Origin of the sequence: Falsiphaeobacter marinintestinus, from assembly GCF_007923355.1 — a bacterium.
Classification (GTDB): domain Bacteria; phylum Pseudomonadota; class Alphaproteobacteria; order Rhodobacterales; family Rhodobacteraceae; genus Phaeobacter_A; species Phaeobacter_A marinintestinus.
Genome location: NZ_VOGO01000020.1, coordinates 1 through 17,422, shown reverse-complemented (window position 1 = coordinate 17,422; position 17,422 = coordinate 1). Strand labels below are relative to the sequence as shown.

General features: G+C 59.1%; 11 protein-coding genes and 1 pseudogene. 11 read left to right on the top strand and 1 reads right to left on the bottom strand.

Going from position 1 to position 17,422, the window contains the following annotated elements:
- The first annotated feature begins 68 nt into the window (after nucleotides 1-68).
- From FOY56_RS22475 to FOY56_RS22425, 11 genes and pseudogenes are all read left to right on the top strand, one after another.
- Nucleotides 69-869 (top strand): DUF1269 domain-containing protein, encoded by an 801-nt coding sequence (locus FOY56_RS22475; RefSeq protein ID WP_186766444.1) that lies wholly within the window; start codon nucleotides 69-71, stop codon nucleotides 867-869.
- Between the two features lie 75 nt (nucleotides 870-944).
- The gene (locus FOY56_RS22470) at nucleotides 945-2,054 is read left to right on the top strand and encodes an AI-2E family transporter (protein ID WP_146348396.1); all 1,110 of its coding nucleotides are present in this window, start codon (nucleotides 945-947) and stop codon (nucleotides 2,052-2,054) included.
- 150 nt (nucleotides 2,055-2,204) lie between these two features.
- The gene (locus FOY56_RS22465; protein WP_222435026.1) at nucleotides 2,205-3,704 is read left to right on the top strand and encodes a DUF1254 domain-containing protein; all 1,500 of its coding nucleotides are present in this window, start codon (nucleotides 2,205-2,207) and stop codon (nucleotides 3,702-3,704) included.
- 64 nt (nucleotides 3,705-3,768) lie between these two features.
- Nucleotides 3,769-5,298 carry a DUF1254 domain-containing protein gene (locus FOY56_RS22460; protein ID WP_146348395.1) on the top strand — a complete coding sequence of 510 codons (1,530 nt, stop codon included), beginning with the start codon at nucleotides 3,769-3,771 and terminating at the stop codon, nucleotides 5,296-5,298.
- A gap of 168 nt (nucleotides 5,299-5,466) precedes the next feature.
- A complete protein-coding gene (locus FOY56_RS22455; RefSeq protein ID WP_186766443.1) occupies nucleotides 5,467-6,990 on the top strand; it encodes a DUF1254 domain-containing protein in 1,524 nt (507 codons plus the stop codon).
- A 143-nt stretch (nucleotides 6,991-7,133) separates the two neighbouring features.
- Nucleotides 7,134-8,681: a DUF1254 domain-containing protein gene (locus FOY56_RS22450; protein ID WP_186766442.1), complete on the top strand. Its 1,548-nt coding sequence runs from the start codon at nucleotides 7,134-7,136 to the stop codon at nucleotides 8,679-8,681.
- 154 nt (nucleotides 8,682-8,835) lie between these two features.
- Entirely contained in the window at nucleotides 8,836-10,059 is a 1,224-nt protein-coding gene (locus FOY56_RS22445) for a porin family protein (protein ID WP_146348394.1), read from the top strand.
- A gap of 265 nt (nucleotides 10,060-10,324) precedes the next feature.
- Nucleotides 10,325-11,839: a DUF1254 domain-containing protein gene (locus FOY56_RS22440; RefSeq protein ID WP_222435025.1), complete on the top strand. Its 1,515-nt coding sequence runs from the start codon at nucleotides 10,325-10,327 to the stop codon at nucleotides 11,837-11,839.
- A gap of 125 nt (nucleotides 11,840-11,964) precedes the next feature.
- The gene (locus tag FOY56_RS22435; RefSeq protein ID WP_146348392.1) at nucleotides 11,965-12,951 is read left to right on the top strand and encodes a SphA family protein; all 987 of its coding nucleotides are present in this window, start codon (nucleotides 11,965-11,967) and stop codon (nucleotides 12,949-12,951) included.
- A 128-nt stretch (nucleotides 12,952-13,079) separates the two neighbouring features.
- On the top strand, nucleotides 13,080-14,594 hold the full coding sequence (locus FOY56_RS22430; protein ID WP_222435024.1) for a DUF1254 domain-containing protein: 1,515 nt from the start codon (nucleotides 13,080-13,082) through the stop codon (nucleotides 14,592-14,594).
- Nucleotides 14,561-16,687 (top strand): annotated as a pseudogene (locus FOY56_RS22425) (DUF3604 domain-containing protein). Before FOY56_RS22430 ends, FOY56_RS22425 begins: the two are co-directional and overlap by 34 nt.
- 138 nt (nucleotides 16,688-16,825) lie before the next feature.
- Here FOY56_RS22425 and FOY56_RS23710 read toward each other — a convergent pair.
- On the bottom strand, nucleotides 16,826-17,422 hold a 597-nt coding region (locus FOY56_RS23710), incomplete at its 5' end, for a hypothetical protein (protein ID WP_186766441.1).

Below are 17,422 nucleotides of genomic sequence, written 5' to 3'. Positions count from 1 at the left end.
TCGCGTAGCATGCCCAGGCCCGCTTCGGGTCAGGGCGTTTCATCAACATGGCGCAAGGAGATAGACCCATGCCCGATACAATGCTTGTCGTCGTTTTCGACACCGAACCGGCGGCCTATGATGGCGCTAAAGCGCTAAAAGACCTCCATTTCAACGGTGAAATCACGCTTTATGGCCACGCTGTGATATCCAAGTCTGCCGACGGCAAGGTCTCGATCATCGACGCCGATGACGAAGGTCCGATCGGAGCGGCCTTTGGGTCGCTTGTCGGCGGTATGGTGGGTCTTCTGGCCGGCCCGGCCGGAATGGCCGCAGGCATGCTGGCAGGCGCATCGGGCGGGATGATCCGCGATCTGACCGTCGCCAATTTCGATGACACATTCATCGACGATGTTTCAAGCGCCCTTGCGCCTGGAAAGTGGGCCGTGCTGGCCGATGTTTTCGAGGGCTGGCAGGCGCCACTGGATCAGGAAATGACTGATGCCGGCGGGATCGTTCTGCGCCGTTCGAGGATTGATGTCGCCGACGCTCAGGCCGAACGCCGGGCCGATGCCCTGCAGGCCGAATGGGACGCGACCAAAGCGGAAGCAAAGCAGGCAAGCGACGATACCAAGGCCGCAGTTCAAGCCAAGCTCGACGCGCTTAAGGACGCAATGCAGAACGCGAGCGACGACGCCAAGGCCAAATGGAATGCGATGGAGGCAGAGGCCAACGCCCGGGTCGCCGCGCTCGAGGACCAGATGGCCAAGGCCTCGGCAGAATCCAAGGCCAAGTTCGAAAAGCGTGTCGCGGATATCAAGGCTGACTTGGCCGAACGGGGCGAAAAGCTTTCGAAAGCCGCAAAGCTCGCCGGTGAAGCCCTGGCATGACGTGCAACGCCGCGTTGCCGGTCCGGCAACGCGGCGGACATCCGTTCGGGACCTCATCAAGAAGGAAAATTGATTATGTCAGAAGGCGACACGCAGGCGAGGATCGCTCAGCCCACTTCGTTCATGCCGACCTGGTTTCTTGCACTTGCAACAGTTCCGATCCTCCTAGGGCTTCTGTATTTCTGCCGGGATTTTCTGATACCGATCGCTTTGGCGCTGCTTCTTTTCATTCTGGTTACCGCCTTCATCCGGCGTTTGCAGTCGATAGAAATTCTCGGATGGGCACCACCGCGATGGGTTAGCTCCCTGATCGGGATCGGCATGTTCTTTCTGGCCATCATCTTTCTGGCAGCGGTGATCTCGGACCAGATCGCGGCCATGACCGACGCTGGACCGCGTTACACTGCTCGGTTTGAGAGCCTGCTTGCCGATGTTACGGAAGTGATCGGCGATCAACGGGTCGCGGCACTCAGAAGCGCCGTCGCGGGTATTGATCTGGGTGCCTGGGTTTCGACCGTGGTCGATACCGTGAGCGGGCTGCTCGGTGTCGTCTCGCTGGTGCTGCTCTATCTCGGGTTCATGTTGGCCGAACGCGGGGCGTTTTCTGAAAAACTGCCGCGATTGTGTGCCTCTCGGGTCGAAGCCGCGCGTCTGACGGCCACGCTTCGGTCGATCTCGGAAAGCGTCCAGCAATACATGTGGATCAACACAGTCACCAGCGCCTTGAGTGGCCTGCTTGCCTATATCGTTCTGAAGCTGGTAGGCGTAGATTTCGCAGCATTTCTGGCCCTGTTCGTCTTTCTGGTGAACTTCATTCCGAATATCGGATCGGTTCTGGGCGTCATCCTTCCGACGCTGGTGGCGATTCTTCAGTTTGACGGGTTGATGCCCGCCGTGATCGTGGCCGTCGTCTATGGCGGCGGGGACGCGATCATCGGCAATGTCGTGCAACCTGCCATGCAGGGCAAATCGCTGAACCTCAGCACCATCATGGTCATGATTGCCCTGACGTTCTGGGGCGCGATGTGGGGCGGCGTGGGTGCTTTCATGGCAGTGCCGTTGACGATGGTGACGATGATCGTCTGTGCCGAGATCCCGGCTTTGCTATCCGTCGCAATTCTGTTGTCGAGCGATGGCGTTTTGCCGGGAACGAACGCGGCTCATGCAACCGATACGTCGGGATAGTCTCCCCGGAGCGTGAATTTGCCGCTGTAAATGGCGTGAAATGACCAAATGGGTCGCGCTATCTCGAATATTCACTGAATTGTCTTTGCGTATGGGCGCGGGTTTCGCGCCGATCCCTCAAACCCCTGAGGCAACCAAAAGGAACAATCAATGTACAAGGCTCTTACCACCGCACTTCTGGTGTCCACCTGCCTGGGCAGCTTGGTTCTTGCCGACGGAACAGCCATGAAGTTCACGACCGACATTCCGCCGGAGATCACGATCCCCGACACACTCGAAACTCGGTTTGGCACGCTGACCTTTGACGGCGGTTTTCCCACCGAAGAAACGGCACAGAAAATCTATGACCAAATCGATTTCCAGCGCGCTGTGGAAAGTGTCCTGATGACGACCCCCGGGGCCTCGTTGCAGGGCTTCCGCAAAGGGATGCAGGAATTCGGGCCGGACAACGAGACCGCGGTCATCTGGACCCAGCGCATGGACAGCAAGGTTCAGTTGCTGACCCCGAACACGACCGTTGTTTACGTCTTCATGTGGATGGACACGTCTGATGGCCCCTTGGTGATGGAAGTGCCGCCCAATGTGCTTGGCATCATCGACGATCACTGGTTCCGCTATGTCACCGATTTCGGCAATGCCGGTCCCGACAAGGGCCAGGGCGGCAAGTATGTCCTTCTTCCACCCGGATACGAGGGGGAGGTGCCCGAAGGTCATTTCGCTGCACCGTCCACCACCTATGGCAATTGGCTTGTGATGCGCGGATATCTGGAAAACGGCAGCCCGGACCCCGCCGTCCAGCGGATCAAGGATCAGTTCCGTGTCTACCCGCTGGGATCGGACGATACCGATCAACTGAACATGGTGGACGTCTCGGGCAAGGTGTTCAACACCATCCACCCGTCGGACATCCAGTATTTCCACGAGCTGAACGAGATCGTTCAGGAAGAACCGAACGCGGCCCAGAGCCCCGAAATACTGGGGCTGCTGGCTTCGATCGGGATCGAGAAAGGCAAACCTTTCAACCCTGACGAGCGGATGACGGCTATTCTGACCGAAGCCGCCAACGTGGGTAGCGCCGCAGCGCGGGTGATGCTGTATCGCAGCCGGGATCCCGAGGCGCCGATCTATGAAAACAGCGGTTGGGAGGCGCCTTGGGTCGGCAACAGTTCGACCTTTGAACGTGATGGCGTTCGCCTGCTGGATGCCCGGACCCGCTTTCACATGTACGCAACCGGCATCACCCCTGCGATGGTCAATCCGGTTGTTGGCAAGGGGTCGCAGTACATTGCCGGTATGCGCGATGCGGATGGCAACAGTCTGGACGGCAGCAAGACCTACAAGGTGACGCTGCCGCCGAATGTGCCAGCCAAGGATTTCTGGGCGTTCACGCTTTACAACGTTCAGACCCGGTCCATGCTTCAGACCGACACTCTCTATCCCGAAATCTCAAGCGCGGATGGCAAGGTCCAGCCCAACGCCGATGGATCGTTCGACATCTATTTCGGCCCATCTGCACCCGAGGGCAAAGAGTCAAACTGGATCCAGACGGTGCCCGACATGGGGTGGCACATGCTGTTCCGGCTATATGGTCCGGAACAAAGCTGGTTCGACCGCACATGGCGCCCCAGCGAAATCACATTGGTCGAGTGACCCGACCGGTCGCCCCCCCCGGCGCGACCAACCAAACAACCTGAATTGATGAAATGGACATGATATGACACGCACTGGCTTTCTTACTCTTGCCGCTGCCATAGCCTTCGCAGCCCCCGCTTTCGCACAAGACGCAGGACTCTCCACCTCGCTCTTTGACACCCCGTCAGGTCCGCAGACCAAAAGCGATTTCATCTCGGCACCCGCCACGATGGAAACGCGCTTTGGTGCGCTGCAATTCGATGGCGGCGGGTTCCCGACGCCCGAAACCGCGCAACGCCTCTATGACGAGATGGACCTGCAGCGGGCGACGCAGGCCTTCATGGATTTCTTTCCGCACATGTCGCTTTACGCCATCGTCCGCTCGCAGGCGCGCGATCTGGGGTTCGAGACCGCCTCGGATATCGGTGTGATGGCGGATTTCATGAACACCACCCAGCCATACCTGACGGGCAACAATTCGACCATATACGCCTTCGCCTCGATCGACCTGAAAGAGGACGGACCAACGGTGGTCGAGATTCCGCCCGGGATGTACGGCACGGCCAACGACGCGGCCTTCAAGTATCTGACGGATTTCGGCACGACTGGTCCCGACAATGGCGACGGCGGCAAATATCTTTTCCTGCCGCCGGGCTATGACGGCGATGTTCCTGACGGGTATTTCGCGCTGCGCTCGGACGGCTACCGCATCTGGGCGATGATGCGCGCCTTCGTCGATGTCGGCACGGGTGATCAGGCGCTCGACTGGTTCAGCCCGCGCCTGAAGGTCTATCCGCTTGACGACCCCGACCGGACCGGCCGGTACATCAACGCCAGCGCGATTGGAATGAACCCGCTGCCGCCGGAAGACGGGTCATTCTTCGCGATGCTCGACCAGATCATCCAGCATGAACCGACATCGCTTTTCAGCGCCGAGCAGCTGGGCCGGCTGGCCACGCTTGGGATCGAAAAAGGCAAACCGTTCGCGCCCGACGCACGGATGCAGGACATCTTGGACAGGGCCGCGCAGCAGGGCACGGCGATGTCGCGCGCCATCCTCTATGCCTCGCGCGATCCGGAAATCCATTACTGGCCGGAGCGCAAATGGGAGAAGATGTTCGTTCGCAATACCGAGTTTGTCTGGCCCAACGGCGCGTCGGATATCGATGCCCGCACGCTCTGGCACTACCAGGCCATTGTTGTGTCGCCAAACCTTCTCAGCACCACGCCCGGCGTCGGGACGGCCTATCTGACCGCGTTCCGCGACGCCGAAAACAACGTGCTGATGGGCGATTCCCCCTACAAGCTGACCGTGCCTGCAGCCCCGCCCGTCAAACGGTTCTGGGCCGTGACCGCATATGATCCGGCAACTCGCGGCCTTCTGGGCTCCGAAGGCGAGATCACGGTGGGCAGCGATACCGACCCGGTTGTGAATGCAGACGGTTCCGTCGATCTCTATTTTGGCCAATCGGCACCGGAAGGGTTCGAGCGGAACCTGATCACCACGGACCCCGGCAAAGGGTTCTTTGTAGTCTTCCGCTTCTATGGCCCGACCGAGGGCTATATCGAGAAAACCTGGGTACTGAACGATTTTGAAAAGCTAGACGGCTGACATCGCCGCCAATCCCATGACCCATAATTCTCGGGCCGGTGCACATGCCCCGGCCCGTTTCCGTTTTGGCGCATAATGACCAAAACCCGCCTCTCCGATCGCTAGCCTGCGACTCGCAAAGGCCCAAATGGCCAATCGCATCCATTCAAATTGTCCTGGAGAACACTCATGATACCTACCGACGTCAGGAACACGATATTGGGCGCCGGGATGCTGGCGCTGACATGCACGGTCGGGTCAGCCGAGTCGCCGACCTACAGCATGACCACCGACATCCCGACACAGATCACCACGCCGGATAGCGTGGAGACATCGATCGGAACGCTGAACTTCTTTGACGGCGTCCCGGACAACGCCACGGTTTCGACGGTTTACGACTATGTCGATCGCGCCCGCGCGGTGCAGGCTTACATTGCGACCGTGCCCGGCGTGTCGCAATACGCGATGCGGCAGGGCCAGCGCGAAATCGGCGCAACCAAGGTCAACCAGATCCTGATCTGGGATGAACTGGCGGATTCAAAGTCGCTTTTTCTGACCGGCAACAGTTCGACCATCTACACCTGGACCTATACCGACCTTGCCACGGACGGGCCGACCGTCATCGAGTTACCGCCCGGCATGCTGGGCGCCGTTGACGACATGTGGTTTCGCTATGTCACCGACCTCGGCATTGCAGGCCCGGATCAAGGCAAAGGCGGCAAGTATCTGATCCTGCCACCGGGCTACGAAGGCGAGGTGCCCGACGGCTACTTCGTGGTTCAGCCCGCGACATCTGGCAACTGGATCTTCATGCGCGCCTATATCAGCGAGGGCGTCGAGAAAGCCGCGCAAGGCGTGAAGGACAATCTGCGGATCTATCCGCTGTCGATGGTCGACAAGCCACCCGAGCCCGAGTTTTTCAGCATGTCGGGGCGCGCGGGTTATAACGCGGTTCCGCCCAATGACTACAGCTATTGGGAGATGCTAAACCAGCTTGTTCAGGAAGAGCCGGTCGGGGCAAAGGATCCCGAAACGCGTGGCTTGCTCAGATCGCTTGGGATGGTTAAGGGACAGCCTTTCGAGCCGGACGCGCGCATGAAGGCGATCCTGACCGATGCCGTGGCTATCGGCAACGCGTTCGCCCGTGCCAACACGGTGTTCCCCCAGGACTCCGATCACCGCATCTACGGGCCCGACAGCGAATGGATCATGGCCTTTGCCGGCAAGGACACGACCTTCCTGGATGACGGCGCCCGGCGCTTCGACTCGCGTTTGTGGATGCACTACAACGCTGTGGTCGTGACGCCGGCAATGGCGGTGACAGTACCCGGCAAGGGATCGGATTATGGCATTGCCGGCCTCGCCAAGGGGGCTGAGATCCTGAACGGCGCAAAGACCTACAAGCTGACCCTGCCGCCCAATGTGCCGGTCGCCGATTTCTGGTCCGTCACCGTCTACGACACCCAGACTCGCTCGATGATGCAGACCGACCAGAGGTATCCGGCCGTCGACAGCTACGGCGAGAACGTCAAGCAGAACGCCGACGGATCCTGGGACATCTACTTTGCCCCTGAAGCCCCCGAGGGCAAAGAAGGCAACTGGATCCAGACCATTCCCGGCAAGAGCTGGTTCATCATCCTGCGGATGTATGGCCCGCTGGAACCATGGCTGAACAAGACATGGGTCCCGGGCGAAATCGAACTGGTCGAGTAACCATAAAGACCGGGGCCGCGGCACATGTTTCGGCCCCACGCTGCTTGGCGCGAAATGACCAAATTGGCGCCCTGCACGATGCTACCTCCATGTCAGACACACGTGGGCCGCGCGCGCCTGATCAATTGCTAGGAGAGAACCACATGAAAACGTTTCCGCTCATTCGCACAACGACCGCAGGATTGCTTGCCACGGCGCTGGCAATCCCGGTGCAGGCTCAGCAATCGCAGGGCTTTTTCGACATGGCCACGTCGGAACCGACCTATTCATCGGGTGACTTCAAGCCCGCGCCCGAAACGATCACGACACGCTTTGGGGTCCTGGATTTCCCCGGTGGCTACCCAACCGAAGAGACCGCGCAGAAGGTCTTTGACGAACTCGACCTGCAGCGCGCCACGCAGCTCTATCTCGACATGTACCCGGCCCTGTCCGCGCATGGCCTGATGAAAGGCTGGGTGCGCGACCTCGGGATGGAGGACAGCTCGCATATCCGGGTGACCGCCGACCGGCTCGATTCCAGCGCGCTGGTTCTGACCGGCAACACGGAAAGCCTGTATGCCTTTGCCGTGTTCGACCTGAAACGGGACGGCCCGACCGTGTTCGAAGTGCCCGCCGGGGTCATGGGACCGCTGGATGATCACAACTTCCTGTTTGGGGCCGACATCGGCCCGACCGGCATGGACAAGGGCATGGGTGGCAAATACCTGCTTTTGCCGCCGGGCTATAAGGGGGAGGTGCCAGACGGCTATTTCATCGTGCGCTCGCCGACCTACATGAACTTTTCGTTCATCCGGGCAAACGCGGCCACGGTGGGCTTTGGCGAGAAGGCTGTCGCGTTTTTCCGCGAAGGGGCCAAGATCTATCCGTTGAAAGACGGCCCGCGCCCGCCGGTCGTAAAGAACGTTACCAACGTCGCATGGAATTCGCTGGTCCCCGAGGATGCATCGGCCTTCGCATGGATGCACGAGATGATCAGCTATGAACCCGCCGAAGCCTTTGGCAAGGAACTGCTGGGCAGGCTTGCTTCGCTTGGTATCACGCAAGACGCCCCCTTTGCCCCGGATGCACGCATGCAGAAGATCTTTGAGCAAGCTGCGCAGGAGGGCGTGGCCATGTCGCGCGTGATCTCGTTCGAAAGCCGTCAGCCGGACGCCGTTGTCTATCCCGGCCTGAAATGGGAAAGCCCATTCATCGGCGACAGCTCGACCTTCGATCCCAATGGCTATTTCAACCTCGAAGCGCGCACGACCTTCCACTTTACCGCCGACGGGATCACACCAGCCATGGCGATGGAGATGCCCGAAGGCACAGGCTCGCGCTACCAGACGACTTACAAGGACGGGTCGGGGAACTATTTGGACGGCTCCAAAACCTACAAGTTGACGATGCCGCCGAACGTGCCGGTGGCGCTGTTCTGGGCGGTCACTCTCTATGACCCATGGACCCGCTCCGAGTTGCAGAGCCGTCCCTATCCGAGCATCAGCAGCCAACAGACACCTACCCCCAAGGCCAACGCGGACGGGTCGGTGGACCTGTATTTTGCCGCCGAGAAACCGGCGGACATCCCGGAGCAGAACTGGGTCCCAACCTTGCCAGATCGCGGGTTCTTTGCCTACATCCGCTACTACGGGCCGCTCAAGGCCTTCAACGACAAAACTTGGGTGCCCAATGATGTGGCATTGATTGAGTAATGAGTTCCAATTGTAAGATTGTTGGCGGGCCGGGGTGTTTCCCGGCCCGTCGATCTTGCCGGATCACGCCGCTTGGGGGCGCGTCACGGCAATGGTTTTTGACGAAACCCGGTCAGATGCTAGGGTCATCCCGGCTTTGTCCGAGGAGCACTGAATGCGCCGCACTTCCCCATTTCTGATCTGGCTATTCGCCAGCGCTTTCTGGGTGTGCACCGTGCAAGGCAGTAAGGCACAGGAAGGCGACCTGAATGCCGAACAAGATTCCTCGCAGAACTGGGCGAACAACTGGTCCCGGACTTGGCAGGAACGCCTGCAGCTACGACAGGACCGGCTCACCCGGTTTTTGAACTGGGAACTGTCAGACACCACCTTGCTCAGCTTCTACGGACAGCTGAATTTTCTCTATCTCGACTATGATGACGGCGTTGCACCGTTTACCTCCATTCGAGACAACGGGAACTCGCCCGGTCGGCTGGGACTGAGGCTGGAGACCAATTTCGAAAACGGCACCGGGCTTCTGGTGAATCTCGAAACCGGCTTGCGACGCAGCACATATGACGGGATCTTCAGAGGCGGCGGTGTTCAAGACAATTTCGAGGATTGGGGAAAGACGCTGTTGCGCAAAGCCGAACTGCGCCTGTCTATCCCGTCGGTCGGGTTTTTGTCGTTCGGCCAGGGCAGCATGGCGGGCGACGGCATCACCGGCTTTGATTTCTCCAGAACCGGCGTGATCGCAACAAACAGCGTCGGCGACACGATTTCCGGCGTCCCCGCCTATTTCGCAACCGGTGTGCAGTCTGCCTCGCAGTTACAAAGTTTTTTCCCCATCTTCGATGCATCACGCCGGTTTCGGGTGCGCTATGACAGTGTCGCCAAACGCGGCCTGTCCTGGTCCACATCGGTCGGTCAGGAGATCCTGATCGAAGGGGACAACAATACCTATGCCGACGTTGCTCTGCGCTATGAAACAGAATGGCGCAGCTTTCGGATCAAGACCGGCGTGGCGGCGGCCCATAACGATTCATCGCCCGATTTCTTTTCCGGCTCGGTTGCCGGGATCGACGAGACGACGGGGCTGAACTTTGCCATCGCAGGCGGGGCGGATTCGCGCCATGGTCGCTATGTCTATGGCAAGCTTGGCCTCGTTCGGCCATTATTCGACTTTGGCGACACAGCTATTTCGATCGATTTCTACCACAGCAACGCGCCCCGCCCCGGCGCGAACAGTTCACGATCCTGGGGCGCATCCATCGTTCAAGGCATCAGGGCAAGCCAGACCCAGCTTTATGCCACGTACCGCCGCTATGACTTGGACGCCATCGGCGGTGACATTCAGGACGCCAGCATCGTCGCCGCTGGCGTTCGCTTCCTCTGGTAACCGCGCAAGCGACGCGCGAAAAAATCGTCCCTCTCGACCCCGTCAAAGGATGCTACGTCTGTGCCGGTTGGCGTGCGAATTTACGCGGCTCATGTGAATTGGCCTGAGGCAGCCCTTTGGCGCGACCTGACCAAAAACGATCCCGATTCGCACATAAAAACAGGTTCAAGACTGAATGCATTCGATCAGCGACTGCTGGTTCGGACACTGTGCTGAAAAACACCGAGAGGTTGATATGAAACGTAAACTCAATCCGCAGATCGCGATGGCCGCGCTGCTGGCCGCTGGCCTGACATCCCCGGTCCACGCCCAGGAGCAAAGCATCTTCGAACTGGGAGCTGCCGAACCGAAACAGTCCTCTGAGGACTTCAAACCTGCCCCGGCAACGATCACAACCAACTTCGGGACGCTTGAATTCGTCAACGGCGCCTATCCCACCCCGGAGACCGCGCAGAAGGTCTTTGACGAACTCGACTTGCAACGCGCGACGCAGCTTTACCTGGATCTGTTTCCGGCGCTTTCGGTTCATGGCATCCTGAAGGCTCAGGTGCGTGACTTTGGCCATCGCAATTCGTCCGATATCTGCGTCACGCCGCAGAAGATGAACGCAAACCCGCTGTTCCTGACCGGGAATACCGACAGCATCTATGCCTGGATGACGCTTGACCTCAAAGCCGAGGGGCCCACGGTGATGGAGATCCCGCCAAATGTCATGGGACCGCTGGACAATGCCTATTTTCAGTTCGTGGTCGATTTCGGCGCCACCGGACCGGACAAGGGCAAGGGTGGCAAATACCTGATCCTGCCGCCGGACTATGAGGGCGACGTGCCCGAGGGTTACTTCGTCGCGCGCTCGAATTCGTATCGAAACTGGGGTCTGGTCCGGGCCAACACCGACGTTATCGGAACCGGTGACAAGGCCATGCAGTACTACCGCGACAACCTCCGGATCTACCCGCTGGAGACCGGACCGCGCGAGGGGCGCCATATCGACTGCGGCCACATGCCTGGCAATAGCCTGGTGCCTGAGGACGCGTCCGCGTTTCGCTGGTTGCACGAGATCGTGAGCTACGAGCCCGCCGACCTGTTCGACAAGGAACAACTTGGTCGACTGGCGTCGCTGGGGATCGAAAAGGGCAAGCCGTTCAATCCGGACGCTCGTATGCAAGCCATTCTAGAGCAGGCTGCCAAGCAGGGCGTCGCGATGTCCCGGGTGATTACCTTCGCCAGCCGTGATCCGGAAGAGAAACTGTATGAGGGCATGTCCTGGGGCACCCCCTTCATCGGTGGCAACGCGGAATTCGAGAAAGACGGATACCGCAATCTCGATGCACGCACGCTGTATCACTACAACGCCATCGTCGTTACTCCGGCCATGGCGGCAGAGATGCCGGCGGGCAAAGGCTCCAAATACTCCTCGACCTACGTCGACGGGAATGGCGCGTTTCTCGACGGCAGCATGACCTACAGGCTGCATGTGCCGCCCAATGTCCCGGTGCGCGAGTTCTGGTCGATCACGGTCTACGATCCGGTGACGCGTTCGCAGCTGCAAACCGGACAGCCGTTGCCGAGTATCAGCAGCCAGCAGAGCCCTCCGGCCAATGCCGACGGTTCGGTGGACATCTACTTTTCGGCCGAGAAACCCGACGGCGTTGCGGAAGAAAGCTGGATCCAGACCGTTGCCGGAAAAGGGTTTTTTCCCTTCTACCGTTTCTATGGTCCGCTTGAGGCTTTCAATAACCAAACCTGGAAACCTGTTGAAATCGAACGGGTCGAGTGACCTCTGACACGGGGACCGGTCATCGCACCGGTCCCCGATACGTCACATCGTTGACGCAACGAATGAAACGGACCGGCGTTGTTCATGACGCTGCACGCCCTGCCCCCTGATCACGGAACACCCCCATGAAACGAAAAATACTGCGAATCTTGTCTTCTGTGCGTCATGGCACCGTTTCCGGACCAGTGCGAAAGATCGCAACCACGGCACTTCTAATGGCGACGATCAGCGCGCCCGCCGCACAAGCGGATGAAGGCGGCACCAGTTTTTGGTTGCCGGGGCAATATGGCAGTTTTGCCGCCGTCGCACCCGAGCCCGGGGCCTCCTTGGCCATGGTTTCATACTGGTATTCCGCGCGCGCGGATGCACAAACTCCGCTGGGCTTTGGCAACGACCTGAAACTGGGGGTCGATGCCAGCTATTTCGGCCAGTTCATCGTTCCGGGCTATACACCGGACACGACATTCTTAGGCGGGCGTCCCAGCTTTTCGATAGCATTGATACCGGCCCGAAACAGGGTCTCCGCCGATGTTTCGGTCGGTGGCGTCACCACGGCCGGGTCTGACGAAGTCACAGGGATAAGCGATCTTTATCCCACCGCCCAGCTATTCTGGAACCGTGGCGTGCACAACTGGATGGCCTATGTCACCGGCAACATTCCCATCGGTAGCTATGACCCGACCCGCCTCGCGAACCTTGGACTGGGTCACGCGGCCATCGATATTGGCGGGGCCTATACCTACCTGAATCCGGAGACCGGTTGGGAATTCTCGGCCACCGCCGGTCTGACCTACAACTTCAAGAACTCCGACACGAATTATCAGAATGGGATCGACTTTCACCTCGATCTGGGCGTGTCTAAATTTGTCACCGAACAGATGTATGTCGGGCTTGTCGGGTTTGCCTACCAGCAGCTGACGGCGGACAGCGGACAGCCCGCTATCCTTGGCGATTTCAAAAGCCAGACCTACGGGATCGGCCCGCAGATCGGCTGGATCTTCGAAGCGGGCGGCACCCCGGTCTTTGCCAATCTGCGCGGCTACAAGGAATTCAACACCAAGAGCCGGGTCGAGGGGGGCGGCGTGATGTTCACGTTCAGCTTGCCGCTCTGATCCGCAGCCCCGCCCCCGTGTTGGCGCGACAAGACCAAAATCTGCGCCGCGAAACGCCCAAACTGACGACAAGTTCAAACGCGGCCCGGGAATCGCAAACCCGGGCGACCATATCCGAGGACATCATGATGAAAAGACACTCCCTCAAGATCAAGACCCTGATCGTCGGCGCCAGCGCGCTGGCCGTCTCGATGGCTCCGGCGCTGGCCGAAAGCCCGACCTACAAGAACACCACCGACATCCCGGCAAATGTTGTTACACCGGACCGTACGGAAACACGGATCGGGACGCTGGAATTCGTCGATGGCGTACCCACGCCGGAAACGTCGCAGGCGCTGTGGGATCACCTGGATTTCAGCCGCGCGGTCGAAGCGATGATCATGGCCACCCCCGCCGCGTCGCTGGCCGGGTTCCGCAAGGGTATTCGTGAACTGGGTCCCGACAATGAAACGATGATGTACTGGCATGGTCGCCTGGATTCCAAAGGGCTTCTGCTGACCGGCAACACCACCGTTGTCTATGGCTTCATGTGGATCGACCTGAAAGACGGCCCGATGATCATGGAAACGCCGCCCAACGTTCTGGGCATCATCGACAATGCCTGGTTCCACTATGTGACCGACTTCGGCAACGCAGGCCCCGACAAGGGCAAGGGTGGCAAGTATCTGCTGGTCCCGCCGGGATTCGAGGGCGAGCTGCCTGAAGGCTATATCGTGCGGCATTCCGAGACCTACGGCCACTGGCTGGCGATCCGCGGGTTCATGGAGAATTTCGAAGCCGACCCCGTCGTCGACAACATGAAATCCCATTTCCGCCTGTACCCGATGGGTGAAGAACCCAAAGAGGTGAACTGGGTCGATGTGGCCCTGAAAGAGCTCAACACCCTGCACGCACAGGACATCACGTTTTTCGAAGAAGTGAACGAGATCGTGCAGGAAGAACCCAATACTGCACAAAGCGCGGAAATGCTGGGCCTGCTGCGTGCCATCGGCATCGAAAAGGGCAAACCTTTCGCACCTGATGCCCGGATGCAGAAAATCCTAGACGAGGCAGCTGCGGTGGGTACTGCGGCGCAGCGCTCGATCATCTGGGCAAACCGCGACGAAAACCGCATCATCTGGCCTGAAAGCAAAAGCTGGGAAAAAGGGTTTGCCGGGGGCAGCCACGAGTTCCTGAATGACGACATCAGTCTGATCAATTCGCGCGTGCGCTTTCACTTCTATGCGACCGGCATTACGCCGGCGATGGTGAAACCTCCGATCGGCGCCGGATCGCAATACGTGATCGGCCTGCGCGACTCCGAAGGCAACGCGCTGAACGGGGCCAAGACATACCGCGTGCATGTGCCGGCCAACGTTCCGGCGCGCCGGTTCTGGGACATCACCGTTTACGACAACCAGACCCGCTCCATGCTTCAGGTCGACAACCCCTACCCGGCCGTCACTAGCATCGATAAGGCCGTCGTGCAGAACGATGACGGGTCGTGGGATGTCTTTTTCGGCCCGGAACGCCCCGAAGGTGCGGATAACTGGATCCAGACCATTCCCGGCAAGGGCTGGAACATGCTGTGGCGCATCTATGGCCCTGAACAGGCCTGGTACGATGGAGAATGGCGGCCGGGCGAGGTTGTCGAGGTCAAGTAAGACAAACACCCCCACCACTCATCGAGAACGCCGGGGCCGCGCTCCCGGCGTTTTTTTTGCGTGGCGTGATCGGACCAAACGGATGCGCCGGGATCGCTCAGGTTTCAATCGCAGGGCGCAAGCCCTGTGCACGTGATGTCTGTCGCAACCGTACGATCATGGAGAATTCGATGAAACATTTCAGAAAAACCTTGCCAGCGATATTCTTGCTGGCGGCAACGAATGTCGCCTGGGGCGAAGATCAGGACCAGATCCGATATCACCGCGACGCGGATATAGACCGAGCCGCGCATCCGGTCGAACGCCCCTATTCGCCCTGGGTGGATCAGAATTTCCCGCAACGCCCTCTGTTTGGCGATACCCACCTGCACACAGCTGCGTCTTTCGATGCCATCTCGTTCGGCACCGCGCTAACTGCAGAAGACGCCTATCGTTTTGCCCGCGGTGAGGAGATCACCTCATCGACCGGTGAAAGAGGCAGGCTCAGCCGTCCTCTCGACTTCCTCGTGGTTGCCGATCATGCCGAGAATATGGGCACGATGAGCGCAATGAAGGACGGCCTGCCGGAGCTGATGACAGACCCAAAGGTCCGAAAGTGGCACGAGCAGCTCTAGGCCGGTGGCGAAGAGGCGATGAAGCCCTATTACGACATCGTCAATTCGCTGGGCAAAGAGCCTCTGCCAGAGGTTTTGACCAATGATCGCCTGACCCGATCTATCTGGGAAGAACAGATCGCCGCAGCCGAGAAGTTCAACGAACCGGGCCGCTTCACGGCCTTTATCGGGTATGAATGGTCGTCGAATACCGGGGGCAACAACCTGCACCGTGTGGTCGTGTACCGTGATGGCGAAGACCGGGCCGAGCAGATGATCCCCTTCTCCAGTTTCATCAGCGAGAACCCCGAGGATCTCTGGGCCTGGATGAAGACATATGAAGCCAAGACAAACGGCCAGCTGCTCGCCATTCCGCATAACGGGAACCTGAGCAACGGCAAAATGTTCCAGGACACCCAGTTCGACGGCACCCCGATCACCCGCGATTGGGCACAGACCCGCGCCAGTTTCGAGCCGATCTACGAGGTCACCCAGATCAAGGGCGATGGCGAGGCCCATCCGTTCCTGTCGCCCAACGACGAATTCGCCGACTACGAGACCTGGGACAAGGGCAACCTGAACCTCAGCGTTCTGAAAGAAGAAGGGATGCTGCGACACGAATATGGGCGCTCTGCCCTGAAGCTCGGCCTCGAACTTGAGCAGGATATCGGCGTAAATCCGTACCAGTTCGGCATGATCGGTTCCACCGATGCGCATACCGGTTTGGCCGCCGTTGCCGAGGACAATTTCTTCGGCAAACTCCCGCATGTTGAACCCTCGGACCACAGGCTTGGCGCGACCATGGTCAAATTCAATGAACACGCCATCGTTGCCGACGAAATTGCGGCGTCGGGCTATGCTGCGGTGTGGGCCCATGAAAACACGCGCGAGGCCATCTTTGACGCGATGCGGCGGCGGGAAACCTATGCCACAACCGGTCCGCGCATGACCGTGCGCTTTTTTGCCGGGTGGGATTTTACCGAAGAGGATTCCCATACCCGGCGACCCGCTCTTGAAGGATATCGGCGCGGTATCCCGATGGGTGGCGAACTTGGAAAGGCACCGGATGGCCAGGTGCCAACATTCCTTGTGGCGGCCCTGAAGGATTCCATCGGGGCCAACCTGGACCGCTACCAGATCGTCAAAGGCTGGCTCGACAGTCAGGGCGAGCTGCACGAGAAAGTCTATGACGTCGCCTGGAGTGGTGAGCGCACGCCCGACAGCACCGGCAAGCTTCCTGCGGTCGGCTCCACGGTGGATGTTGCCAATGCAACCTACACCAACACGATCGGTGCGACCGAGTTGATCGCAGTCTGGGAAGATCCGGAATTCGATCCCGCACAGCGCGCATTCTACTATGGCCGCGTGATCGAGATCCCAACGCCACGCTGGACGGCTTATGACGTCAAGCACTTCAACCTCGACATGCCGGAGGGCGTGCCGATGGTGACCCAGGACCGGGCCTATACCAGCCCGATCTGGTACACGCCCAAACCATAGGAACCCGCCTGCTGCGCGAAACCGATGCTGCATTCGTGAAGCCCGGTTTTGCCCAGTGGGACGGTGGTTGACGGCCCGGAGACGTTGTCGAGGTCAAGGAGGACAGACACACCCACCACTCATAAGTTTCGCCGGGGCCTAGGAGGTCCAGATCTTACGCAGCATGTCCTTGTCTCTTGCACCATGAATGCGATGTTTTCTCGCATCCACTCCAACCTGCTCAAATATGTTGCATTTGGCGTAAAGCCCTTGGAACCTTTGATCCTGAATGGATAACCAAACCCGTTTTCCAATGTGTTCCGCGACATTGAGTTTGCGTTCGTTCTTGGCTTCATACCGCCGGTAGATCTCGGAAAACTCATGAGCCGCTTCGTATCGCTCCCCCGAAGTTTTTGCGACCCATTCCACAAACTCGGCATATCGAATATTTCCCTCGGACTTCTCCTTCCCAAAAGAGAAATTACGGAGGCTGAGACTCACAACTTCATGCCGCGCGACATCCATCGCCCGAGCCCCTGCCTCTGGAGTGGCTTCACTCAATGCCACCCGGAATAGCTCAAGGCAAAAAAGTTCGGGCTCGTTGATGTGAATTGTCCGCATGCTGGATCCTTCTATCTGTTCCGGGAAGTGACGAACTGCGACCACATGTTCATCAAAGTGAGCAGCCCCACTTGAGTGGTCCATTTTAAAAGTTAGTGCATGATTGGCCGTTGATCCATCGGGATGATGGCCTCT